Annotated in this window: 29 protein-coding genes, 1 pseudogene and 1 riboswitch; of the genes and pseudogenes, 9 read left to right on the top strand and 21 right to left on the bottom strand. The window is 39.0% G+C overall.

What is annotated here, in order from left to right:
• Positions 1-40 precede the first annotated feature (40 nt).
• A complete protein-coding gene (locus KQI58_RS07660; RefSeq protein WP_216407916.1) occupies positions 41-1,117 on the bottom strand; it encodes a GntR family transcriptional regulator in 1,077 nt (358 codons plus the stop codon).
• Positions 1,118-1,568: 451 nt separating this feature from the next.
• Positions 1,569-2,003: a hypothetical protein gene (locus KQI58_RS07655; protein WP_216407915.1), complete on the bottom strand. Its 435-nt coding sequence runs from the start codon at positions 2,001-2,003 to the stop codon at positions 1,569-1,571.
• A 200-nt stretch (positions 2,004-2,203) separates the two neighbouring features.
• Here KQI58_RS07655 and KQI58_RS07650 point away from each other — a divergent pair, with 200 nt between their 5' ends.
• From KQI58_RS07650 to KQI58_RS07640, 3 genes are read left to right on the top strand one after another with little or no spacing between them, the layout of a single operon-like run.
• Entirely contained in the window at positions 2,204-2,536 is a 333-nt protein-coding gene (locus KQI58_RS07650; protein ID WP_216407914.1) for a PadR family transcriptional regulator, read from the top strand.
• Between the two features lies 1 nt (position 2,537).
• Positions 2,538-3,356 carry a hypothetical protein gene (locus tag KQI58_RS07645; RefSeq protein WP_216407913.1) on the top strand — a complete coding sequence of 273 codons (819 nt, stop codon included), beginning with the start codon at positions 2,538-2,540 and terminating at the stop codon, positions 3,354-3,356.
• 48 nt (positions 3,357-3,404) lie between these two features.
• On the top strand, positions 3,405-3,926 hold the full coding sequence (locus KQI58_RS07640) for a hypothetical protein (protein ID WP_216407912.1): 522 nt from the start codon (positions 3,405-3,407) through the stop codon (positions 3,924-3,926).
• A gap of 377 nt (positions 3,927-4,303) precedes the next feature.
• Here KQI58_RS07640 and KQI58_RS07635 read toward each other — a convergent pair whose 3' ends face one another.
• The 5 genes from KQI58_RS07635 to KQI58_RS07615 all read right to left on the bottom strand — a co-directional run bounded on the left by KQI58_RS07635 (position 4,304) and on the right by KQI58_RS07615 (position 9,827).
• Positions 4,304-4,735 (bottom strand): Hsp20/alpha crystallin family protein, encoded by a 432-nt coding sequence (locus tag KQI58_RS07635; RefSeq protein ID WP_070504849.1) that lies wholly within the window; start codon positions 4,733-4,735, stop codon positions 4,304-4,306.
• Between the two features lie 443 nt (positions 4,736-5,178).
• The gene (locus KQI58_RS07630; protein ID WP_216407911.1) at positions 5,179-6,717 is read right to left on the bottom strand and encodes a helix-turn-helix domain-containing protein; all 1,539 of its coding nucleotides are present in this window, start codon (positions 6,715-6,717) and stop codon (positions 5,179-5,181) included.
• Positions 6,718-7,062: 345 nt separating this feature from the next.
• Positions 7,063-7,359 carry a PspC domain-containing protein gene (locus tag KQI58_RS07625; protein WP_070504796.1) on the bottom strand — a complete coding sequence of 99 codons (297 nt, stop codon included), beginning with the start codon at positions 7,357-7,359 and terminating at the stop codon, positions 7,063-7,065.
• A gap of 14 nt (positions 7,360-7,373) precedes the next feature.
• Positions 7,374-9,176, bottom strand: a complete 1,803-nt coding sequence (gene liaX, locus KQI58_RS07620) for a daptomycin-sensing surface protein LiaX (RefSeq protein WP_216407909.1) — start codon at positions 9,174-9,176, stop codon at positions 7,374-7,376.
• Between the two features lie 369 nt (positions 9,177-9,545).
• A complete protein-coding gene (locus KQI58_RS07615) occupies positions 9,546-9,827 on the bottom strand; it encodes a PspC domain-containing protein (RefSeq protein ID WP_070504790.1) in 282 nt (93 codons plus the stop codon).
• A gap of 298 nt (positions 9,828-10,125) precedes the next feature.
• Here KQI58_RS07615 and KQI58_RS07610 point away from each other — a divergent pair, with 298 nt between their 5' ends.
• The 3 genes from KQI58_RS07610 to KQI58_RS07600 all read left to right on the top strand — a co-directional run bounded on the left by KQI58_RS07610 (position 10,126) and on the right by KQI58_RS07600 (position 11,963).
• Positions 10,126-10,545, top strand: coding sequence for a GNAT family N-acetyltransferase (locus tag KQI58_RS07610; protein ID WP_216407907.1), 420 nt, complete (start codon positions 10,126-10,128; stop codon positions 10,543-10,545).
• Between the two features lie 121 nt (positions 10,546-10,666).
• Positions 10,667-10,781: riboswitch (FMN riboswitch) on the top strand.
• A 127-nt stretch (positions 10,782-10,908) separates the two neighbouring features.
• Complete coding sequence (locus KQI58_RS07605; RefSeq protein WP_216407904.1) at positions 10,909-11,508, top strand: ECF transporter S component; 600 nt, start codon at positions 10,909-10,911, stop codon at positions 11,506-11,508.
• Positions 11,508-11,963, top strand: a complete 456-nt coding sequence (locus KQI58_RS07600; protein WP_216407902.1) for a pyridoxamine 5'-phosphate oxidase family protein — start codon at positions 11,508-11,510, stop codon at positions 11,961-11,963. Before KQI58_RS07605 ends, KQI58_RS07600 begins: the two co-directional genes overlap by 1 nt.
• Before the next feature lie 46 nt (positions 11,964-12,009).
• Here the strand turns inward: KQI58_RS07600 and KQI58_RS07595 are convergent, their stop codons facing one another.
• The 10 genes from KQI58_RS07595 to rpiB form a co-directional block, all read right to left on the bottom strand.
• Positions 12,010-12,933 (bottom strand): transketolase family protein, encoded by a 924-nt coding sequence (locus KQI58_RS07595; protein WP_216407900.1) that lies wholly within the window; start codon positions 12,931-12,933, stop codon positions 12,010-12,012.
• Position 12,934: 1 nt separating this feature from the next.
• Positions 12,935-13,747 (bottom strand): transketolase, encoded by an 813-nt coding sequence (locus KQI58_RS07590; RefSeq protein ID WP_216407898.1) that lies wholly within the window; start codon positions 13,745-13,747, stop codon positions 12,935-12,937.
• 18 nt (positions 13,748-13,765) lie between these two features.
• Positions 13,766-14,410 carry a dihydroxyacetone kinase subunit DhaL gene (dhaL, locus tag KQI58_RS07585; RefSeq protein WP_216407896.1) on the bottom strand — a complete coding sequence of 215 codons (645 nt, stop codon included), beginning with the start codon at positions 14,408-14,410 and terminating at the stop codon, positions 13,766-13,768.
• A gap of 71 nt (positions 14,411-14,481) precedes the next feature.
• A complete protein-coding gene (locus KQI58_RS07580; protein ID WP_216407893.1) occupies positions 14,482-15,474 on the bottom strand; it encodes a dihydroxyacetone kinase subunit DhaK in 993 nt (330 codons plus the stop codon).
• A 47-nt stretch (positions 15,475-15,521) separates the two neighbouring features.
• A complete protein-coding gene (locus KQI58_RS07575; RefSeq protein WP_216407891.1) occupies positions 15,522-15,860 on the bottom strand; it encodes a Lin0368 family putative glycerol transporter subunit in 339 nt (112 codons plus the stop codon).
• 28 nt (positions 15,861-15,888) lie between these two features.
• Positions 15,889-16,311, bottom strand: a complete 423-nt coding sequence (locus tag KQI58_RS07570) for a Lin0368 family putative glycerol transporter subunit (RefSeq protein ID WP_216407889.1) — start codon at positions 16,309-16,311, stop codon at positions 15,889-15,891.
• Positions 16,312-16,345: 34 nt separating this feature from the next.
• Positions 16,346-16,729: a dihydroxyacetone kinase phosphoryl donor subunit DhaM gene (gene dhaM, locus KQI58_RS07565; RefSeq protein ID WP_216407887.1), complete on the bottom strand. Its 384-nt coding sequence runs from the start codon at positions 16,727-16,729 to the stop codon at positions 16,346-16,348.
• A gap of 2 nt (positions 16,730-16,731) precedes the next feature.
• Positions 16,732-17,505, bottom strand: a complete 774-nt coding sequence (locus KQI58_RS07560; protein WP_216407885.1) for a triose-phosphate isomerase family protein — start codon at positions 17,503-17,505, stop codon at positions 16,732-16,734.
• A gap of 32 nt (positions 17,506-17,537) precedes the next feature.
• Positions 17,538-18,182 carry a fructose-6-phosphate aldolase gene (fsa, locus tag KQI58_RS07555; protein WP_016178057.1) on the bottom strand — a complete coding sequence of 215 codons (645 nt, stop codon included), beginning with the start codon at positions 18,180-18,182 and terminating at the stop codon, positions 17,538-17,540.
• Between the two features lie 11 nt (positions 18,183-18,193).
• A complete protein-coding gene (gene rpiB, locus KQI58_RS07550) occupies positions 18,194-18,643 on the bottom strand; it encodes a ribose 5-phosphate isomerase B (RefSeq protein ID WP_216407884.1) in 450 nt (149 codons plus the stop codon).
• A gap of 213 nt (positions 18,644-18,856) precedes the next feature.
• Between rpiB and KQI58_RS07545 the strand changes: the two genes are divergently transcribed.
• The 3 genes and pseudogenes from KQI58_RS07545 (at position 18,857) to KQI58_RS07535 (ending at position 20,819) form a co-directional block, all read left to right on the top strand.
• On the top strand, positions 18,857-19,624 hold the full coding sequence (locus KQI58_RS07545) for a DeoR/GlpR family DNA-binding transcription regulator (RefSeq protein ID WP_216407883.1): 768 nt from the start codon (positions 18,857-18,859) through the stop codon (positions 19,622-19,624).
• 105 nt (positions 19,625-19,729) lie between these two features.
• Positions 19,730-19,824 (top strand): annotated as a pseudogene (locus KQI58_RS07540).
• A 161-nt stretch (positions 19,825-19,985) separates the two neighbouring features.
• A complete protein-coding gene (locus tag KQI58_RS07535; RefSeq protein WP_216407882.1) occupies positions 19,986-20,819 on the top strand; it encodes a Cof-type HAD-IIB family hydrolase in 834 nt (277 codons plus the stop codon).
• 49 nt (positions 20,820-20,868) lie between these two features.
• Here the strand turns inward: KQI58_RS07535 and KQI58_RS07530 are convergent, their stop codons facing one another.
• From KQI58_RS07530 to KQI58_RS07515, 4 genes are all read right to left on the bottom strand, one after another.
• Positions 20,869-21,579 carry a B3/B4 domain-containing protein gene (locus KQI58_RS07530; RefSeq protein ID WP_216407881.1) on the bottom strand — a complete coding sequence of 237 codons (711 nt, stop codon included), beginning with the start codon at positions 21,577-21,579 and terminating at the stop codon, positions 20,869-20,871.
• 11 nt (positions 21,580-21,590) lie between these two features.
• Positions 21,591-22,061, bottom strand: coding sequence for a MarR family winged helix-turn-helix transcriptional regulator (locus KQI58_RS07525; protein WP_216407880.1), 471 nt, complete (start codon positions 22,059-22,061; stop codon positions 21,591-21,593).
• 93 nt (positions 22,062-22,154) lie between these two features.
• Complete coding sequence (locus KQI58_RS07520) at positions 22,155-23,597, bottom strand: helix-turn-helix domain-containing protein (RefSeq protein WP_367397923.1); 1,443 nt, start codon at positions 23,595-23,597, stop codon at positions 22,155-22,157.
• Entirely contained in the window at positions 23,578-24,171 is a 594-nt protein-coding gene (locus KQI58_RS07515) for a hypothetical protein (RefSeq protein WP_216407877.1), read from the bottom strand. The genes KQI58_RS07520 and KQI58_RS07515 overlap by 20 nt, the downstream gene beginning before the upstream one ends.
• Between the last annotated feature and the right edge of the window lie 6 nt (positions 24,172-24,177).

The raw sequence follows: 24,177 nt of genomic DNA, 5'->3' as shown, positions 1-24,177 counted from the left end.
AAAAAACAACTCACCGAAATGAGCTGTTTTTTTCAACTTATTATAATTGTTTAACTGAATCACGTTCGATCAGTGTAGGTTCATACACAATATTATCGGGATCACGCCCTTCTTCGATTGCTTCTATAATCCATTCTGCCGCATCATGCCCCATTTCATCTTTCGGATGGTTCAATGTCGTAAGCTTTACATTTCCGATCTTACTTAATGCAGAATTATCATTTCCAACAATCGAAAGCTCCTCTGGAATCTTAAAACCAGCTTCACTCAAGTAATCAACTAATCCGCTGGCAATCTGGTCGTTATAGCATACAATGCCAGTGAGCGGTTCTACCGTTAACCGTCTTCGTACACGTTCAAACACTTTCTTTCTCGTTTCAGTCTCATAAGTAATGATATCTTCTGGAGAAAATTGGATTCCGTATTCTTCGCAGGCCTTAATAAATCCTTTCATCCGATATTTTCCTTGCAAATCATCGATCTTCGTTAACAGCAGTAATTTCTTATGATTTTTCTTAATCAGATACTCTGTTGCCAGATAACCGCTTTTAACATCATCAACACAAATATAAGGTGCACTAATTTCTTCATAAACAGCATTGATCATTACCATCGGGATTCCCTGCTCCTTTAGTCGAACATAAAGCGCTAGGTTGGGATTATATTGGTTACTCTTTGTCGGTTCCACAATCAATCCTTCCACACCTTGAGTAATCATCTTTTCAATGCATTCCTTTTCCTGCTGAAAATCATTATTGGTGCTGGCTAATAATAAAGAATAGCCTTTTTCTCGTAATGCCTTCTCAATGCCGCGAATGATTGAGGGAAAAATGTAATCAGACAAATAGGTCGTGACCACACCAATAGTTTTATGTGTTGAACCATTACTTTCTGTACGTTTATATTTAACGTCTACATAGGTTCCGGAACCCTTCTCTTTTCTAAGAAAACCCTCATTAGCTAATAGTGCGATTGCCTGACGGATCGTGTGACGACTAACCTGATAATCCTTTTGTAATTGTAATTCAGGTGGAATTGTTGTATTTTCTGCATACTCACCTGATAAAATTTTAGATTTTAATTCATCGGCGATTGTTTGATATTTCGATTGATTCATAATTTCCCCTTTCTTTTCTACTAGTATTTGTATACAGATTAACAGAAAGAGTCATGGATTGCTATATATGTCCGAACAAATATTTCACATTTTTAATTTACCAGACATATTTCTCCGTTTGATAATAAAAAAAAATTGGACTTTCTTGTTTAAAAGTCCAAGGTAGAGTAGTGTCTGATACTTTTGTCTTACTAGAGAGTGACGAATCAGTCGACTTCGTAGCGAGAAGTAAATGGCTCCTCACTGCTCTTCGTAGGGCAAGGTATTCTTTTACTTGAGATTATCTTAGTACCTCAAAAGCTACCTATAAAAATAAAAACTACCGCGTCAGAAAGAGAAATTTGATGTTAAAAAGATAGTTTTCATTCTCACATTCTTTATTGTAAACAAATTTGTGAAAAAGGAAAGATAGATTGCAATATTTTTATCCCATAAATTTAATAGCATAAAATTATTCCACCTTTTGCAGCTTCATCGTTTTGATTTTCTTTTGATTGTTAAAAATTTGCAGCTCTAATCGGTCTTTTTCCAGTTGGACGATATGGTATTCCGTTTGGCTGTCCTCTCTCGTTAGGATAATATTTCTCTTTGAAGAGTTTGCTGTAATTTTCGCGTTTTTCATCAGAATGTAGCCATTTTGTCTGATATTCCAATATTTATGATCCTCATTTTTCGCTTTGATTGAATATTCCTCCGACTTATTTGTCCAAGTTCCTTCTAACCAGGTCGGGTTATTAACAGCGTAGGCATTGAGAAAGCCAAATAGACAGAATACACATAAAATCAGCAGAAAAAATAGGAGTTGTTTTCGCTTCTTCGTAAGTTTTTTCAAACTTCGCAATACTTTATGGTTAAGCTGCTGTATTCCACTTGTTTCCCTTACCAAAAGATCTCTTCCCTTCTTTCTGAAATGCACCTTTTCCTATAACTAAAACTATAAAGGAATTTCAGCTCAATAAGTTCAAACTATCCTAAACGATCATTTTTCTATCCTGAACGTAAAAAACAATTAGCTAGTTTGCATTGCAATATAGTAAAAAATGCATTACTATATTGTTAAGCAAACTAGTGGAAAGAAGGTTTCTTATGAATCAGCAGGTTTCATCTCAAATGCTTAAAGGAATTTTGATGGGCTGTATTTTGATTATTCTGTCCAAAAAGGAGTTATATGGCTACAAAATTAGTGAAGAGCTGCAACACTTCGGATTTGACAGTATCCCTAAAGGAACCATCTATCCCCTATTAATGAATATGGATAAAAAAGAATTAATTGTCGGTGAAATGCGTGCTTCTGACGAGGGGCCGCAACGAAAGTATTACCATTTGACAGAAAATGGTCTCAACGAAAAGGAATCGTTTATCAAGCAGTGGGTATTTTTGTCGGGGAACGTTGCAAAGCTATTAGAGGAGAATGAATAAAATGAAAAAGTCATCGCCTATAAAAGAAAACGCGAAATTACAGGAGTTCTTAAATCCAGTCAATGACGACTATTATGGAAACTTATTGCTCTACGTTAGAAGCAAATCCTTTCTCAAAGACGAAAACGTATTAGAAGAAGCACTATTAGAAATCCTTCAGGATATTCTCGATGCTCAGGAAAATGGGGAAACGGCTGAAGATTATTTCGGCAAGCAACCAAAAGAAATCGCTGATGATCTGCTAAAAGAAGTCCCCACCAATTTTAAAAATGGAGCTTACTTGGTTGTCGCTGTTTTATTTGTTTACGCTCTTATTACTGTGATTCCGACACTTGCTTCTCCAGATGCATTATTTGATGTGGGAAAATTAGTGATTGGCGGCATCTATTGGACTATCCTTGCAATAATAATTGTATGGCAAATCGGAAATGATACGTATACGACTAAACGAACCTTCAAGAAATATCTGGCAATCTTTCTAACGATTTTTTTTGCGATTCTTGGAATCAGTCTGTCAATCTTTCTAGATACCAGTCTGACCTTCAACACTGAAGGACTAGTCGGAATTACAATAATCGGTGTTATTACTCTGATCTGTGGTGTTTTCTTTCTCCGACAAACAGACAAAAAGGAGTTAATTCCTTTTATTCCTGTTCTGCTTACCGCAGCGATAATTGGTATCCTCTACAGAATCCCTTTTTCTCAAGTTTTTTTGATAAGTAATTTGGGGAAAATAATTGTGGCAATCTGTATGATTCTAAGTATTATCAGTTTTTATATCTTATTAAACAAAGGAATGAAAAATAGAAGTCATGAGTAAATCATGACCAATACTGGCCGCCACAATTAATGAAAAGGAGTCGGAAATATGCAAAATTTTGATTTTACTATCGGAGATACGAATTTTATCAGCCTAGTCAATGCTCAATCTTATGAAAGCTTTATTGATGAAGACTGGGATTTAATTTCTGATTTAATTCCTCATGTCATCACGCAACAGCAAAAAGGGAATATCTTGATGTATCAAATGACTGGTGAAGGAATCGAAGCTGATTGGAAAATCGCTATCACTCATGATTCTGTTACTGTCAAAAAGTATCTAAAGAAAACCGTGAATTACATCACGGTTACAGATGCCTCACTTTATTTGATCGATTATACAAATCTAACGATGGCTGCTCAATTTTCAGATGAATTTATCCCTGATCAGGATTGTGCTCAGTTCAAAATTGAGCTTGAGAATGGCAGCTATGCTGTCACTAGTTATTTATTTAAAGATGTCGATAACGAAATTCTTATCAATGATGAATATGATATGCTTCTCGTTTTCCAACCTTATACTGATGCTCCTCCCTATTTAAATCAGCAAATTTGCTGGAGCACTTTTTAATTGAGGCCTTCTTACCGCTTCTTACAATTGACTAACAGTATTGTCAGATCGCTATATTCTCGCTTCTTTTCTGATATGATTTTCTAAAGGAGGAGAATACTATGCTCGATGCTTTCTTTCAATTTTTTATAGATATGATCACCGGTTTTATTGACATGATCATTTCATTTGCCTACATTCCATTCGAGATCTTTGCAGATTTTATCAATGCAATATTTAGCTAAGAACCGTTCCAGTTGACTCACACTACTCAACCGGCTGAAAAAAATCTGATGAAGCTTTTTGATTGATGTGAATATCGTTCAAACAGGATTAAGCATAAGTAGTAAAATAGCCTTCAGATTCCGATAACTGGAATCTGAAGGCTATTCATCATTCTACTCAATTGGAATAGCGGTCTTCCGCTCCAATTTTTCCGCTGATTTTGGCAAAGTAACTTTCAAAATACCGTCCTTATACTCAGCTTTAATATCTTCTTCTCTCACGTTTCTAATCGCAAATTGTCGGCGAACACTGCTGAAGCTTCGTTCGCTTCTAACCAAATTTCCTTTGTCATCTTCTGTTTGAGTATCTGTTTGGTGTTTTCCTTCAATCGTCAATACACCATTTTCATAATTGATTTGAATGTTTTCCTTAGGAATTCCAGGTAATTCTGCCTCCAACAAATACTCAGTGTCTGTTTCGTGGATATCCGTCTTGACCATGTTGCCCTTGAACCCTTCAAAAAAATTCCGTCCAAAGTCCTCAAAAAAATTGAAAGGTGTCATGTCAAATAAATCAGAGCGACGAGGAATCATGTTGTTAGCCATTTTGACCATTCCTTTCTTTTTTTTATCTTCCTTCACTTATAATTTTACTCACGATAACTAATTTTTCAAGTGAAAAGTAACGAAAAATGAAGATTCATTACGATTTTTTTTAGTTATTCATTTAACTATAAAAATCAGTAAAACACTCCCAAAATGAATTGATTAAAAAAATTAATTGTTATTTTAAAACTGATCTATTCTATTTTGTAATTTCTTATACGACAAAAACAGGTCAATGTGATTTCTCTTTTGTTTATCGCCATACAAATAGCCTTTTGTCTAAAAATTCGAATCCAAGATGACAATAGAACGGATAAATAGAATCTGAATCTGTATAAAAAATATTGGCTTGCCCCTCTTCAATGCGACTAGCTTCTCAACAACAGATTCTTTCTATATAAAAAAATCAGGTATCCCCTTTTTAGAGTGATACCTGATTTTTATTATTCGATGATACTATTTCCAGAAACTTGGACATGTCGCTTTCTTTCTGATAAATCATTGACGAGATTTTGAATCGCCACAATTGCTTGCGGTGTTACATAAGGATCCATTGAAACGAAGGGAAAATCCTCAGGGAGACCTTCTCTTGGCCCCGTTGTGATCAGTCCGTCATAAGACAGGACCTTCTCGACCATCTCATCATGGCTATCCCATAATTCGTCCAAATGGTGTATTTCAAAATTTCCGTAAACGATTTGGGTAATCACCCGTGAAATAAACTTTTCTTCTGTTGGCGTAAGATCAGATACTAATAATAGATGATGCGGCTCATCCTGAGAAGCCAGCAGCTCCAGACTTTTTTCTTCCTCTGTCAGTAAAAGATAGACGTAAGTTGTAATAAAATCTTGCGTCTGATAAATAGCGTACTTATTGACAAAAGCTTCCACAATGTCCGTTACCTTCTCTACCGCATGCTGATGCATAATAGTGACCATATCTAGAAAAATGGTGCGATTTTTTCGTAAAATGGATAGAAAATCGCCTTTTTCGTCAAGAAGATATGTGGCATTCAACAGAACAGTGGTTAACTCAATTTTTCGTTCTTTGTCAAACGTACCTCCCAGCAACTTTGTAAACTCTTCTGTCAACTCCATGTGCATTTTAAAAAGCTGTTTATATCTAGGATTGTCCTTTAGCGCTGCCTTTCTATGCTTCTCGCTGAAAATAAGTGAATCCGAGAAAGACAACCATAAGCAATCCCGCAACAGTTCATCTGATATAGATAACTGAAAAACTTCCTTAATCATTAAGCTGAGTTCTTCCACTGTTTTTCCTTCTGGCAATAACAAAGGTTTCGTTCGGAGTTCTTCTTGAGGATAATGATGTTTATTTTTTATTCGCCACAAACTGATAAAAAAATTATAAGCCAAGCGCTTTTGAAAAATATGTTGATTTTTCATATCATTTATCTTAATAAACTCTAAAACGAAATTTTTGATCGTTTTCAGTTGGCCCTCACTCAAATCTGGCAAGACTGTCTTTAACGTATAGTGTTTCTCAATAAAATAACGGTAGTAAAAATGCCGAATCACACTTTCTTTCCCCACAATACGCAAGGGGCGATAGCATAGTTGAATACCTACACGTTTTAAATCATTCTCTATTTTTTTTAAGTAACGTTGAGTATTGGAAGAACTCAAATATAAGTGTTTTGATAATCCTTCGATGTTATCACTGCTCTCGTATAACAAATGTTCAAGAATCTTGAATTCAAGAGAATGGGTCAATGCCTCAGCATATAGTTTTCCAATGCTGATCCCTTCCTTAAGCTTCACCCGATGCAATCCCTTAGACTTCTCAACAATAAAATCGTCCTGCAGGTCATTGATGAGACTAATATCATTCAATAAAATCGGTAACGAACAATCTAACTCGTTGAGAATTGCATCGCTCGACACCCCTTGTCGGTTATAATACAACAGTTCGATTAGTTCTAATCGACGTCTGTTGCTTGTTCCTAAAACCTGTCGAAAATCCATCCTATCTCCTCCAACTTCGTTAACAATGATACTTTTGTACGGTATCATACTTCTAACAATCCTAAAGCGTGAATTCAAAAATTTTAAATTAAATAACGTTTTTTGATTTTAAAATTTTGCTCTTTTTATTTTACTCTTTTTCAACGAATGGATGTAGTTTTTTTGACCATTTTTATCAGATTACAATAAAAAAGGATTTTTCTCTCACATCTCAGCTCTTAACATTATAGCCACTTAAAAAACAGCGATAAAATAACAATAGTCATCTAATTGTAGCGTCAAAAAAAGACATTTCTCAAAAATCAAGAAATGTCTTGTTGGATCAAGTAATTTTCTTATTAGCGACTAAAAGTCACTCCAATTTTCTTCATCGACTACTTCAGCTTTTTTACGCTGCTTTTTCGACTGTTTCGGACGTTCATAATTGTATTGTTGGTAATTATTTCCTCTGCTACTGTCAGCTCTTGGAATGATTAATGCCAGTAGTATATAGAGAAATACTGGTGCGCCTACCAGGATTACACTGATAAAAACAAAGATTACCCGTGCAATGGTCGGATCAATCCCAAAATATTCGGCAATCCCGCCGATTGTTCCAGTGAGCATTCGGTTTGTCTGTGATTTTGTCATTCTTTTTCTCATATAAGTTTTCTCCTCTAGTTGTCATAGTCTTTCAGGAAGATATTACCAGCCTTCGAAGAAACTTCTATTTCAGCGGTCTCTCCTGCAGCTCGTTGAAAATGCAATACTTTCTGGGTATTTCCATTTCTTTTCTGTACAGTTTCACAATTGGCGAAACGATAATTAATCGTACCAATTCCTGTTTTCGCTACACCCTCGATACCCACGGTTTGCGGCAATGATACTTTGACATTGCCATTGACGGATTGGGCTTCGATTTTTTTCAAATTCTCATTGCCTGCGGTTATTTTGATATCTCCATTGATCAAGGAATATTCTGACCGCACAACAGCTGCTTTTGAAATGATCGTACCAGTTACTGTCTCGATCAACGCGTTCGTAATCTGACCTTCGCGAATTTCTACATCATTGTTGGTTCCTTCAAATTCCAGCATTGACGCATCAAGTTCTTTAATCAACATTGTTCCATTCGTTGCCTTAATCGAAGCATTCTTAGCTACGAGTTCTTCAATCATCAAGTCACCTGTCAGTAATCGAACAGAAAGATGATTGTATTGACGTTTTGGTAAATAGAAGGTCAATTTGGCGTCAACCCGTTTATTCGGTACATGAAAAAGTATTTGATAGTTATTAATATCAATATGGCTGCGTTCTAGAAAAGCATCGATTGGATCTGGCTCCTCCATATTACCTAGAAGAGCGACTGTTGCCTCAACCTTTATATCATTGATCATCTCGTCTTCCCAGGTTTTCAAAATTACTTTTCCCTTCGCCAACTTGATGTCGATAGTTTTGGCGTCTATGTCTTCAAAGGTAAATTGATGACTGAAGTGTGTTTTTGCTGTTCCATAAAATTTTGGATTCATCTTTTTCCAGTCGAAATCATTTGCTACCTTGTCCGAAACTCTCTCGGTTGTTCTCGTTACCATCCGGGCAATACGGCTGGCCAAATCAGTGGGTTCTTCATGGGGACGATCCATTGGACGATATTTTTGCTCTTCAAAATCATCCGGAACTTCAAAAAATCCATCCGATACATAAGGCCCTTCCGGTGAAGTAAACATATCTGCGTCAATCGCTCGACGCTCATGCTTCAATAATTCGATTTCTTCTTCCAGTTGCTTCAGCTCGATCTTCATTTGATTATAGATCACTTCATTTTCTGCTGAAATGATCCCCAGCTCAGCTTCAAGATTCAGTTCTCTAAATTCTTCTTTTTTCTCCCGCAATGCTTCTATTTTTGTCTGCAACGCTTCATCGAACTCATCAATTTTTGATCGTACTGGATCTTTCTCTTTAGGTTCTGGCTCCTTATTTTCCCATTCATCAATCATGCTGGAAACACTGTCAGAAGGCTCTGATTTTTCTGGTATTGCTTCTTCTGGAGTTTCTGATTCAAGCGCGAGTTCCGGTTCAGTCTCTGCTGGCTCTTCGTATAATGGCTGATCCAGATATTCGTCGTCTGTTAGCTCCCGTTCAGATCCTTCATTAATTGTTTCTTCGTTCTCGAATTCTGAGTTCTCTTCCATCTCTGTGTTTTTTTCATCTTCAACAGGTTCCATGAAGTCTATCGATTCACTTTCCGGCTCAAGCTCAATTTCTTGTTGGAATGTTTCTTCGTGTTCTGGTTTATTTACGGGTTCTTCTAATGTTTCAGTTTCTGATGACTCTTCAACTATTGGTTTTTCTTCAGTCTCTGGTGCTTTTTCTGATGTTGTTTCTTCATTTAAACCAAGACTCTCTAATAAATCCAAGCCTTCCTCTGGCGATAAGATTCCTTTTTTGATGGATTCTAAAATTTTTTGTCGTTCGTTCATGATAATCTCTCCTCGACGAAATGTTCTATGAGTCTATTATGCACAACCCTCGTCACCACGTCATGGGTCGAAAGGACTATATTTCAAAGAATAATTTTCATTATTGCTGTTAGTTCGTTTTCTAAAAAGTAGAAATTGCAAAAAATTTGACTCGTAGCTAATTCGTTTCAATTGAAAAAATTCATTTTATTCTCATCACGCATACGATCAAACTATATTACTCAATCAATAATTCCAGTGAGATGTCTGTTCTTCACTTGAACCAAACAAACTGCAAAAAGTTTGACTCGCAAAAAGAGTGAACTGTTTTTGTCAGTTCACTCTTCAGATTTATATTTTAGGCTTAAGATTTAAGCATTGTTTTTCTAATTAGAAATCGCTCCATGTATCGTCTGCAACTGTCTCGGCTTGTTTGGCTTGATTACCAGTTGAAGATTCATAGGGTTGTTGGTACGCTCGGCTCTCAGTTTCTGCTTTAGGAACAAGCAGCATAAGCAATAGATAAAGTAGAATTGGTGCGCCTTCTAAGAAAAAGCTTAGGAAGACAAAGATGACACGTACAGTCGTAGGATCAATTCCAAAATAGTCCGCAATTCCGGCTAACGTCCCTGTTAATACTCGATTGTTTTGTGATTTCGTCAATTTTTTCATTTTAATTTTCTCCTTATTATTTTCCAAAAACACTTTTTTTGGAACCCGATTTGGTTATTATTTTTCATTTCCCACTCGCGATGTGTTTTTATCTTATGTCTATATTATGCTCAATCTTCTTTGATTCGTCATAGGGCGAAAGGTGTATTTTTCATCTAGTTATTTGGTCTGAGTTTTTCTAGTTCTTCTATTTATCAGCAATTAGAGACCAAAATCATTCAAACTTTCGACTAAAATATGCTAAAGTAAGTTTGGGAATTTCTTATTTTCAAGATAGTTTATAGAAAGGATGATGTACTTGATTCACATTCGTGAAATGGCCCTTCAAGATAAGTCAAGACTTAGAGAATTATATCTAGAAAGTCGGCGTACAACTTTTTATTGGGATGATCCCGAGTTGATGCATTTAGAGGATTTTGATCGTGATACGGAGGCTGAACTTGTCTTAGTTGCAGAAGTCGAAGAAACAGTCATTGGCTTTATTTCTTTATATGTTCCAGATAACTTCATTCATTGCCTATTTGTTGATGGCCGCTACAAAGGACAAGGAGCTGGTCATCTGCTTTTGGAAAAAGCGAGGAACCACTTAGAGTTACCAATGAAATTGAAATGCTTGTCACGTAACACCTCCGCACTGGCTTTTTATGAAAAGGAAGGCTGGAAAAAAGTTCGAGAAATAAATGTACCAGATGCTTATTGGAACATGATCTATCAATGATTTAGATCCATTCTTGTATAACACTTTTCTTAAACCTATGTAATGCAGGCTTCAGCCAGTTGCTTTGAATTCCAAAAAAAACGCTTGCATTTCCACTGAAACCATGTGAAAATAAATACAATAAGTTCTTCAGGGCAGGGTTTAATTCCCGACCGGCGGTGATAGTCCGCGAGCCTTTTGGCTGACTCAGTGCAATTCTGAGACCGACAGTACAGTCTGGATGGAAGAAGAAAAGTGTGTGTTTGTTGATCCTCAGATAACAAACGCTATTTGATGAATCAAACCACCTTTTTCTACTTTGACTGTGCCTTGCAAATGTTGTTGTAAGGTTCTTTTTTATGTTTAAAGAAAGGTGTGTTAGAAATGAAATTTACCGCAAGAAAATTAGTCATGATCGCAATTTTTGGAGCTCTTTCCTACGTCTTGATGCTATTCAAGTTCCCTTTACCGTTTATGCCGCCGTTTATGGACTTTGATTTGGCTGGGATTCCAGAGCTGCTAGGAGCATTTTTATTAGGTCCTGTTTCGGGGATCTTTATCGTATTGATCAAACTTTTAATCAAGTTGGCGACGGTCGGGACTGCTTCGATGTTTACTGGTGAAATTCAGAACTTTATTTTAAGCCTGAGTTTTATCTTACCTGCCAGTCTCTTATACCAACGATCAACAAGTAAAGGTTCGGCGTTAAAAGGAATGGTGGCTGGCACGGCGTTAGTTACTTTTGTGGCGTGTCTATCAAATGTCTATTTCATCATCCCCTTTTATACCAAATTATACGGAATGTCGATGGAGGCGATCATCGCCATGACACAAGCGGTCAATCCAATGGTAGACAGTGTTTGGAAATTGGTTGTCATTGGAATCATTCCCTTTAATTTAATTAAGTACGGCGTCACCACCGCGATTGTCTATTTTTCTCTCGACCGATTGCGCGCCATTTTTCTTAGACGGGAGTATTTATAATGGACTTTCAAACAGCCGTTGAACAATTTTATCAAAAACTAGGACAAAAGAAGATCATGGCTCTGGCCACTAGTTTGAACGATTATGTGATGGTGCGAAATGTTAGTGTGATCATTCGTGAAGGCAAAATCCTATTTAAAACAGACAGGAATTTCCGCAAAACGAAGCAGCTAATCGAAAATCCTCGAGTGGCGATTTGTTATTGGGGGGTTCAGATCGAAGGGATCGCTGTGAATCATGGCTTAGTCGTTGATCAGCCAGATCACTCCTTCCAAGAGTTGTATCAAAAACACTGGGAAAAAAGCTATAACGCCTATCCTCATAAAGATAGTGAAATTTTGATCGAAATAGTGCCTAAATTAGTTGAGATTTGGGATCAGGATGAAGAGGACAAGGGATTTCAGTTGTTTATTGATTTTGAGCAGGGAAAAGCTGAAATCAGCACCTACGATTAATAAAAAGCAGATCAGACGAAATTTTTTCGCTTGATCTGCTTTTTTCTTAGGAACTTAATTGTTTTACTTTATTAATTATATTCTTCCATGTCAAACCGTAATGTTCTTTCAGCAATTCTGGATTTCCTGATTGGCCAAATTGATCCTGAACGCCGATTTTTATCACTTTTGTTGGTTGATTCTCAGATAGGAATTCTGAAACCGCACTACCTAATCCGCCGATCACACTGTGTTCTTCAGCGGTAATAATCCATGGTGTTTCTTTAGCCGCCTGTAAGACCAATTCTTCATCTAATGGCTTGATAGTAGAAAAGTTCAATACACGAATCTTAGTACCTTGTTCGGCTAATTGCTTTGCCGCTTCGAGGGCTTCTTGCACCATTAATCCCGTCGCAATGATCGTTCCATCATTACCTTCCACTAACGTTTCACCTTTTCCGATTACAAAAGATTGCTTCTCTTCGTGGATTCGCTCAACAGCCAAGCGGCCCAAACGCAGATAGATCGGACCTTCATGTTCCAAAATCGTTTCGATCGCAGCTTCCGTTTCCAGATCGTCCACTGGATTGATAATCGTCATCCCTGGAATCGCCCGCATTAAAGCAATATCTTCGATCGCCTGATGAGACCCACCGTCTTCGCCGACAGTAATTCCAGCGTGAGTAGCGGCAATCGTCACGTTTAATTTTTGATACGCGACTGCATTGCGGATCTGTTCATAAGCCCGTCCTGCTGCAAAAATCGCAAAGCTGCTGGCAAAAGGACGCTTGCCTCCTAATGCTAGTCCTGCCGCAGTACCAATCATATCAGCTTCAGCAATCCCCATATTGAAGAATTTTTCCGGTGCTACTTTGGCAAAAATATCTGTTTTAGTTGCGGCGGATAGATCGGCATCCAATACGACCAAGTCGGGATGATCCTTAAGCTTTGCTAGCGTTTCACCATAGGCTTGTCTTGTAGTTTTTTTCATCTTACAACGCCTCCTTCAGCTCAGCGAGCGCTTTTTCAGCTTCCTCTGACGAAGGTGCTTTGCCATGCCAGCCGACTTGATCTTCCATAAAGCTTACCCCTTTGCCTTTGGTCGTTTGACAGACGATGACAGTCGGTCCTTTTTCCTGTGCTTTTACTTCCCTGATCGCTGCTGTTAATGAATCAAAATCATGTCCGTCGGCAGTCAAAACGTTCCAGTTGAAGGCTGCAAATTTCTGACCAATATCCTTCACACCCATCACTTGATCGTTCGTTCCGTCAATCTGCAAGCCATTATTATCAATAAAAGCAACGACATTGTTCAGCTTGTAATGGGCGGTGGTCATGGCGGCTTCCCAGACTTGACCCTCCTGCAGCTCACCATCACCGATCAAAATATAAACCTTTTTTTGAATCCCGTCTAAACGCTGAGCCAAAGCCAACCCATTCGCGATGGATAAGCCTTGGCCTAACGATCCGCTTGAAGAATCAACACCTTTCGTCTTGATCCGATCAGGATGTCCTTGTAAATGACAGCCGAATTTTCGCAAATCAAGCAATTCTTCTTTCGGGAAGAAGCCTTTGTCTGCTAACACCGTATATAAAGCTGGTGCCGCATGACCTTTTGAAAGAATAAAGTGGTCGCGATCTTTTTGATCATAATTCTCCACCGAGATATCCATCTCTTGATAATAAAGCGTCGTTAAAATATCAATCGCCGAAAGTGATCCGCCTGGATGCCCCGATCCGGCTGAAGCCAGGGAGCGAATGATCCACTCCCGCAGCTCCAATGCTTTTTGTTCTAAATTTGTCATAGTAATCTTCCGTTCACCCTATTTTTTCATTTCCTCTAAAAAGACATTCATCAGCATCCACGAGGATTCCGATCCAGGGTCTTTATGCCCGACGGCACGTTCGCCTAAACGCATCGCTCGACCCTTTTTCGCAACCAAAGGAATAGTCGATTCTGCTCCCTGCTTCATGATCGCGACGGTTTCTTCCATTACTGCAATGGCGTCCCCATCGTTTTTGTGCGCTTCCAAATAGTCGATCCCTGGAAGCAGCGCATCGATCATGGTTTTGTCCTGTAGTTCCGCTTTTCCCCGGAGCTGCACGGCTTCGACACCATTTTTCAGCATCCCGGCAAATTCTGGGAACGTGATCGTCTCTTTACCTGTATCATCTTTGCCCATTTTGATAAAGAAGCTGCCGTATAAGGGGCCTGATGCGCCGCCGACTTTGCTCAACAGCAGCATGCCAGATTTTTTTAGCAGTGTACTGATATCTGGCGCTTTTTCTAAATTTTCCTGCAAGTTGGCATTTACTGCTCGAAAGCCAATACTTAAATTGATTCCATGATCGCCATCACCAATGTCTGAATCTAACTTTGTCCAATAATCACGATTTACTTCCGCAAGCTCTGCCATTTTCGCTAAACTGTTGGCAAAAAACTGCTTATCTAACACCATTTCACTCATAAAGCACACCTCATTCTTTCTAATTTCGTGTTCCTTTTGAAGCTCCTAATACCAGAAATGAAACCCTTTTCTTATAATTTATAATAAGGTGTATCACATGGTGCATCAAGCAATTCTTTGATCTCATCATCCAGCTTCACTAATGTGACAGACATCCCAGCCATATCCATCGAAGTCGCGAAATTTCCCACATCTGTACGGTGGATCTTGATCCCTTTTTCATTCAAGATTTGATCGACCCGACGGTAGCAGACATATTGGTCCATTACCGGTAAAGCCCCCAAACCGTTGACCAGTACATAGACTTCATCTCCTGCCGCAATTTTAGAATCCTCCAGAATGATCTTCATGATCTCATCAATGATCACATCGGCTTTTTCAACTTTACGACGTTCAATTCCCGGTTCTCCATGAATCCCCATACCGATCTCCATATCGCCTTCATCCATTTGGAAAATCACTTCGCCGGTAACAGGTAAAGTCGAAGAAGATAACGCCACACCTAATGAATAAGTATTGTCATTGGCTTTTTCAGTCACTGCTTTGACTTTATCTAGGTCATAACCCTTTGCCGCAGCACTTCCAGCTACTTTAAAGACTGGTAAGTCGCCAGCCACGCCACGACGATCTTTTTTATCTTTAGCCGAGTAGACATCATCGGTAGTGGTGACCGTTTCTACCCGAATACCATCTTCTTCTAACGCCATTTCCGCACCCATATCGAAATTCATCACATCGCCTGCGTAATTTCCATATAAATAGAGACAACCTTTTCCACTATCAACCGCTTTCACCGCTTCGTAACAAGCATCCGGTGCCGGTGAAGTATTCACGTTTCCAACAACCGCCGCATCCGCAAAATCTTTTCCCACATAGCCTAAGAACATCGGCTCATGCCCTGATCCACCACCGACAATTACGCGAACGCGCGGTTCTTCACTCATTAATTTACTGACAACGACACGATTTTCTAGATCTAGCGTCACATATTGTTTGTTCGCTGCTGCATACCCCTCCAGCATTTCTTCTACAACTTCATAGCCATCATTGATTAAACGTTTCATCTTCCCATTTCTCCTTTAAAATACATTTTTTAGTTAATAATTTATTTTTATAAGAATAAAGACAATAACAATCCGCCTAATAATCCGCCACAAACTGCAGCTGCGATTTTCGGAAGTGATTTTTTCACGTTTCCGCCGACCAATGCGGATGCTACCCAAACGCCGACACCCGCTGCCAACCCTTGATCGACCCAAGCACCAGTTTGAGCGATCATTGGGGTTGAAATCCCGTGATTAATACACCAAACGGTTCCAACAATAAAGAGTGCTGCCATCCAACCGCCGATTGCTCCCCAGTGATCCACCATTTTTCCCCATGCCATACGGATCACAAAAGGAAATAAAAATCCGCCGCATACTGTTGCAAGTCCTAAACTCAAAGTCATTTAATTTTCCTCCGTTCCTTATTCAGTACTACTCTTCGCCAACTAAACGATCCAGTTCTTTTTCAGTCATACCTGGTTCAGGAGCGTTTTCATCACGCTGTTCTTCTTTTGCGACACTCTTTTCAAACGCTGCTGCCACGATCCCACCAAGTACAGCGCCCACGATTACCAGTGCAATCGTTGGTAAAGCATCCGTGAAAACAGCTCCGCCTTGCATGAAGGTATCTCGAGCAATTCCACAAACACCAATCGCCAGCCCCATATCCACAAAAGCCGCGTCATCTTCGTTACCGGTCAAATTTAGATAATGATTCATAAACCACATGGGTCCAATAATAATTCCAGCTGCCAAGTAACCGCCAAAGATGCCAAAACTGCCTAATTCATTCCAAACAGACATTACAATTGTACCGGCGATCATGTAACCTACCATACTTCTCAGAAATTTCATTTTTTTCGCTCCTTTTATTTTATTTAATAAAGCCTTACATCTGTGCTAATTCTTGAATGATTGCTGCTTTCTCCTGACAGACGGTTGCTTGAACGGCTGCCGCAAAGGCCCCTTCAACTAACGGACAATCCATGATTTCTGTTTTCGCGCTTAGTTCTTCATCATCAATGAGATCAATTGCCGTTTCCGAACTCAGAATAGCGCTTCCAATATCGCAAAAGATTAAGATATGATCGCAATCGGCATTCTCTTCGATCGCCTCCATGATCATTACTGAATTCGTACCCAGACGCCCATCACCGGTCCCGCCTGCAGAAATGATTCGCACTTCCTCGCTGGTTCCTGTCATTTCTTCGATCATTTCTTTGGTCCCATCAGTAATTTTCTGACTGTGGGATACTAAAATAATGCCAAACATGTTTACTCCTCCTTTACTTTTTTTACCGTTTCAACAATTGACGCGTATTGTTTCGGATTATGTCCAAAGCGACCAACGAATACACCATCGACATTTTCATCGGAAACGATTAACTTTGTGTTTTCCTGTGAAACCGATCCGCCGTATATGATGCGGATGTTTTCTGCCGTTTGGATATCGTACAATTCTTTGATGCATTCACGAATCAATCCATGAACTTGTTGTACATGAACCGCGCTGGCTGCGCAGGTTTTCCCCACTGCCCAAGCCGGTTCATAAGCTAAAATAATTTTCTCTGCCTTCTTGCCCTCGATTTGGAATAAATCCAGAAATAGTTGTTTCTTCATTAGCGCTTTAATCTCTTGATAATCATCTGTTTTCGTAACTTCACCGATACACAAGACCGGTGTCACTTCGTAATCTAGTGCCAAGCGGACTTTTTGATTGATCATATCGTCCGTTTCATTGAAAAGCGTGCGTCGTTCGATGTGTCCAATCTCGGCATATCCACCCTTCATTTCCTTTAGAGATTCAATCGAGAATTCTCCTGTGTAGGCGCCGTTTGGCACAGGTGCGATGTTTTGCGAACCCAAACCGATTTCGGAATCCTTCAAAATCATAGCTACCGGATAAAGCACACCCATTCCGGGACACATGAATTGTTCAATCTTTTTCTCGTCACCCACTTCTTCAACAATGGCGTGGGCAAAATTTCGAGCATCGTCAATTTGGTTTTGATATAGCTTTAAACTGATACCAACAATTGGTTTACGCATGATATTTCCTCCTTTCAAAAATTTTTCTACAATTATTTTTTAAAGGCTTCCCAATCCTTCAGGAAAGCTTGAATTCCTGCATCGGTCAATGGATGCGACCATAGTTTAGGGAACAAAGTACCTGGAATCGTTGCGATATCTGAACCTAACTCAGCAACATCTTCCACATGCTTTAAGCTGCGAATACTCGCGGCGATGATTTCTGTTTGATAACCATATTGGGTTAACACTTTTTTCAAATTGCTGATCAACGCCAAGCTGTCGGTAGCGATATCATCCAAGCGCCCTACAAATGGACTAACGAACGTTGCACCTGCTTTAGCGGCCATTAAACCTTGTGCGACTGTAAAAACTAAGGTGACATTAGTCTTGATTCCTTCTTTAGATAAGATATTCACTGCTCGCAGGCCATCTTCTGTCATAGGAATTTTTACAACGATATTGTCCGCCCACGTTGCAATATCTCTAGCTTCCTTCACCATGTTCTCGGTATCAAGAGCGATCACCTCTGCACTTACAGGCCCATCGACCAAACCGCAGATTTCTGTGATCACTTCTTTAAAATCTCGACCTTCCTTGGAAATAATCGTGGGATTCGTTGTTACACCATCCACCAATCCTAATTGATTGATTCGTTTTATTTCCTCTACATTCGCTGTGTCTAAAAAGAATTTCATCATTTTTCCTCCTATTTTGAATACTCGGCTTCTTTTTCCATGATTTGATCAATTTTTCTGCCAGAGTTGCCGCCTTCAAATGTGACTGACAGATACTCATCAACAATTTTCTTAGCAACCTCTAACCCAATAACCTTTGAGCCCATGGTAATGATTTGTGCGTTATTACTTAATTGTGCTCGTTCTGCTGAATAGGTATCGTGAACTTGTGCGGCTCTTACACCTGGGATTTTATTGGCTGCCATCGCCATGCCAATCCCCGTTCCACAGCAGAGAATTCCACGATCAATTTCCTGATGCACTACTCCGTTTGCAACATTAAAGGCAATATCTGGATAATCGACTTCATTTGGAGAAAAGCAACCATAGTCCTTTACTTCAAAGCCCTTTGCCTCTATATATGCGAACAATTCACGTTTCATTTCAAACGCATTATGATCTGATCCAATTCCAATTTTCATTTTTCTCTCTCCTTTTTCTCTTTATACCCTCATAGTAATCGTTGACTTTCGTTTTGTCAATCATTATTTTCGTTTATTTTCGTTTTATCTACTAAAAGCGAAAATAAAGGGTGTTTATTCGATTAATACGAAAATAAAAGCACTGTTTTTTGTTGTTTTTTTTGTACTACTACTATATACTATAGTTAATTAGAACTTTTGGAGGACCAGCTTATGTATACAAATCAACGAAGAGAAAAAATTCTTGCTTTGTTGCAAGAACGGGATTCTGTTTCCGTAAATGACTTGACCGAATTATTATCTGTTTCAAAGGCAACCATCCGCTCAGATCTGAATTATCTTAGCGCTAACAATATGTTGATCCGAACACACGGTGGTGCTACTCGTTCGAAAGAAGACGAAACCTTGAAAATCGATAAAAATTATGACATTCGAAAACAAAAGAATATTGAAAAGAAAGCCGAGATCGCCAAAAAGGCGTTTCCGCTGATTGAAAATGGTGAATGTATTGTCTTAGACGCCAGTTCTACTTGCTATGAGTTGGCAAAGCTGATTAGTCAATCAGACTTGCGCATCACCGTTTTGACAAATGGCCTTCGAACAGCTTCCCTTTTAAAAGAAAATCTAAATTTGACAGTTGTATTAATCGGTGGCGTCGTTAAGGGGCGTTCGAATGCGGTGGAAGGTGTTTTAGGAATTGAAATTCTAAAAAAAGTTAACATCGATACCTTGTTTACCTCCGCCTACGCCATTTCTGCTACAGAAGGACTTTCAGATTTCAATCTATATGAAGTAGAATTAAAAAAACGAATGGTAGAGTTAGCTTCGCAAACAATTGCCCTAATTGATAGTTCAAAATTTGAGAAAAAATCAATCGCGACATTTGCCACCCTTCCTCAATTAACTGCGTTGATTACGGATGATGGAATTCTTAGCGAAGTAAAAGAGCATTATAGTTCAGTTGTGACATTTTTAGATTAAGAAAAGAGCGAGGAACATTCTAAAAATAATGAATGATTCTCGCTCTTTTTTGTTTTCTATTATCCGTTTAAGCTTTCTATAAGCTAACCGTCGTACACTCTTCTTGTGGATGAACTTGGTGTTTAAACTCAGAAGTGGGACTTAAAACGACGGTTTGTTTCATTTAATACGAGGTGCAGGTTCGATTCCTGTCATCCACGTAAAAAAACTAAATGACGGATTGATACTATATCCTGCTCTTCTATCAAGCAAGAGCAGGATTTTTTCGTTGATTTTCCACCGTCGTTTACAAATGAAACCATTTACACCGCATCTGACCGATAGTAGACTTAAGGTATCAACTTGATTAGGATGTGATGGAATGACTATCAAAGCAATCGTACTGGATATTGATGGTACGTTATTGAACACAGGAAAAATAATCTCGGAAAAAACCAAGCAAGCCTTGATCGCTGCACAGAAAAAAGGGATCAAAGTCATTTTGGCTTCAGGCCGCCCAACGACAGGCATGCTGGAGCTGGCGGAGCAATTGGAAATGACTAAATATGAAGGTTTTCTCGTTTCATACAACGGCGCACGCGTCACGGATTGTCTGACAAAAGAGGTGCTCTTCAATCAGGCCATGAGTGTTGAAACGGGTCAAGCAATCCTGAAGCACTTGAAAAAATTTGATGTGATACCGATGATTGACAAAGAAGATTATCTTTATGTAAATGACGTTTACAATGGCATGCTGAATTTGCCTGATGGCGCATTCAATATTATTGAATATGAATCTCGCGGCGGGAATTTTAAGCTCTGTGAGATTGATGATCTGGCAGCCTTCGCGACCTTCCCGATCAATAAGATTTTGATCGCAGCGCAGCCAGCATATTTGCAGGAGGTTGCACCGGCACTTCATGCGCCTTTTGACGAAACTGTTACCGCCGCCTTTTCTGCACCGTTCTATTTTGAGTTTACGGACAAAGGAATTGATAAGGCGAAGGCGTTGAATACGGTATTTCCTGAAATGGGCATCCATTCAGAGAACATCATCGCATTCGGTGACGGACACAACGACCGCTCTATTATCGAATACGCGGGAATCGGTGTTGCGATGGGCAATGCTGTAGAAGAATTAAAGGAAATCGCCGATGATGTGACGCTGTCTTGTGATGAGGATGGGATCGCGGCAGGGCTTGCGAAGTATTTATAAACAAAAGCAAGGTTTGGGATTCATTCTCCCAGAACCTTGCTTTTAATCGTTAAGCCTGCACTTCCGGATGCTCCGAATCCACAATAAAATCCGTGCCTTCAATGCCAAAATAATCAGCGATCCGCTTTTGCAATTCCAGCATTGCTTCATTGGCACGTGCTGCTTGCTCGGCATTGATCGATTCCATAAAGAAAATGACGTCTTGACTTTCTTCTGTCAGCATCGTCCGTTGAGCTTCTCGCCAATTCAAACAGCGGCAAATCGCGCCTTCTTCGTCATAATAAATGATCTCTCCTGGTAAAGCGGGCGCATCAGCTTCAGCACCTAAAGGTAAAAACGCTTCTCCGCCGGCTGCTTGACCTAAATGAATATCGCCTGCAATTTTTTGCAGGTCCTCCCCACCACAGGGAACGGCAAATTCTAATGAAATACTATTATAGATATCGACTAACGGATTGATGGGATGAAAGTCACGATCCTGACTGACTCTTTTCAGTAATGCCTCAATCGACGAACGGGCGCCCTTTTTTGTTTTGAATTGGCTGAAGGCGCCGCGCCATTGGGCAACGACAGGGTTTTGACTAAAAGTTTCCTCTGTTAGAAATTGTTTGGCGGCTTCTTTGCCTTCTGCTAATAATTTGGTCAAGTAGGAATCGTTTTCTTTCGAGTGATTGTCTCCGATTCCTTTTACGAGTAATACATTGATTTGCGCTTCAGGGAAAACTTCCCAAAAAGATGGATCTGCGATAAAGTTTGTCATTTGTTTGCTCCTCATTCGTTTATTTGCTCCAGATAGGGTCTTTTATTGCCTTTTTTTACAGATGTCCACTCATCGTCAATTGTTGCTGCCACGATTTTTAATGTTTTGGAAAATGCCTCAATTTCTTTCTTTGACAGGTTTTTTAAAGCGATTTGATTGGAATATTGATTTTCTAACTGAATAATCGGAACTAGCTTTGTACCCTCTTTTGTTACAAATAACCGTCGAATTTTTTTATTTACGTCATCTGCTTCTTTTCTGATAAGACCTTTTTCCTCTAGCTTTTTAATCGCTCGAGCAGCCGTCGTTCGATCGACCTTGATCATTTCGGCTAATTTATCTGGAATAATGCCGGGATTTTCAAAAACTCGAATCAAATATAAATACTGGCCTTTAGAAAGTTGATAGTCCTTGAACTCAATATTTGCGATCGAGTCTAAAGCTCTGGCGATCTTTCCAATATCTCTGAGAACTTCTATCATCATTAACCCCCTATCTCTTAGGAATATCATAATTTATTTTTGTTGCAAATGCAACAAAAATAAATTAGTAAAAAACGTAGAAAGAAATCCTCTCTACGTTTTAATCGACTTTTCTGTTCTTTTTTGTATGATTTTTTGCCCTAAGTTCGCCCAGTCTAATGGACGAGGCGGAGATAGCCACACTACACAATCTATATGATAGGCATTTCCTAAATCTCTTGAGTCAGTCAATAGGATATCCGCAGCTTCAATCTCTGTAATGATTCTTGCACCGACTAGATGAAAGAAATTAAGATTCTCGGTAATGAACTGATTGTACAGACTGCCAAAGGAAAAATCGACATACACATTGATTGGTTCAACCAAAATATTTTTGGGAAATGAATCTAAAATCAGGAAAAGGTACTGAAAAAGTACTTGTTTCTTCTTTTTATACAATTCGGGCTCGGTTACTTCCAACTGCTTCACATAGATCCTGCAAAATTCTAATATTGTCGGGTAATTTTGCTGAAAGTAAGTGATACTGATTTCTGGCTGCAGCGTTTCACTGGCTTGACTTGCTTCTTTTAATTGAAAATGCAGAATGTGACTGCTTGTCAAAAAATACTCATACTTTTCTGGACGCTCAATCAACTTGGGAAAATATTGGATAAGGCCTGTCAGTAAGTTTTTACTCCAGATCATAATTTGTTTATCTTCATTCAACCTTAAATTTTTACTCAGTTCCTCTGAACGGGAATAATAATATGTCAAAAAGGCAATTGCTTCTGTTTCGCGCGACTCAGCTGGCACTCGGTTAAAAAATGATTCTTTCATGGTCTGTCTGATATCTTCTTGAGACAAAACATCACAGGGTGCCTTCTCAACAAATTTTTGCTGTTTGATTCGCAAATTCGTTACATGGAGATAATGTTGCAATCCGATTTTTTGATGAACAGTCATTTTATCATCTTGCAGCGTCGCTTGCTTTGCTTGAACATAGCTATCCTTTATTGGATTGAAAATTTGGTAGCTGCCTTTATATACGCGTGAAAATAATTCGGTCAAAAATAAACGGATGTTTTTTTCACTTTCACCGCTTAAACGGAACTTTTTATCGATTGTCATCTCGTATTGGGCGAGATATTTATTCAATAGCTTATAATTATTGTATGCAATCGGATAACTGATTAGTGATTTCTCGGAAAATTCATTCAATGACTTGTAATCTCCTAAAACTGCTCCCAATAAAATATTAAAGCCTATCGATTCTTCCACATATTTTTCTAAAAGCGTCTCCGAACTAGCCGTTCCGGTAATTTCTAATTGAACAAAGGGTTCCTCTAAAAAGAGATGAATTTCCTGAGCTAAACCAAATTTTTCAAGATCCTGAATTAATTGCTCTATCGTGCTTTTAAGTACATAGTTAGAGATCTCTAAATGATCCATAATCTCTTTTTTTGACAACGCAAAATAAGAACTTCGCTCTAAACGCCTTAAAAGCTGATGCTTTCGCCACTCTTCTTTTGCTAATAGACTATCCAGCAAAATAATCACTCATCCTTGCCGTAAATTTTCCGTTGGCTTCGCCGTATAAGACGACACCTGATAGTAAGTAGGCACTTTGCGCGATATCCGCAAAGTTATTAAGTGATCCAGCCTTGCCTCCGCCGCTATCAGGAGGCAAAGCTGTACTTTTCGTAGAAGAAAAGAAATCATCGTCTAACATCAGGACTTGATTTTTATGATGATTTTTCATTTTTGGCAGATAAGAATCTGGTATTGAGAAATCTTCTGTTTTATCCTCCTGCTTCAGCTCGTCTGTCGGCAATAAGGCTACTGACTGACTCTCGACTTGAACGGTGCTGCTTTGAACTTCATTATTTTGCGTGTTTTCCACATTTGTATTATCTTTTTGATCCTGCGATGGCGTCGACTCAGCAGATTCCATCGTTATTTCGCCATCTATCAGGTATTCACTCGGCTCAGGGTCAGCATTGGGTATTGGAGTGATCGTATTGTGCGGATTCAGCGGATCATAAATAACAGTATTGGCTAATGCATGCTCTGAATATAGAAAAATCGATGCTCCAAAGACTACCACCAATGATTTTGCCATCATTTTTTTCATCTTATC

The sequence above is a fragment of the Enterococcus raffinosus genome (assembly GCF_018917525.1).
GTDB lineage: Bacteria > Bacillota > Bacilli > Lactobacillales > Enterococcaceae > Enterococcus_A > Enterococcus_A raffinosus_A.
The sequence above is the reverse complement of the archived record's forward strand: the minus strand, read 5'-3'. Positions and strand labels throughout refer to the sequence as shown.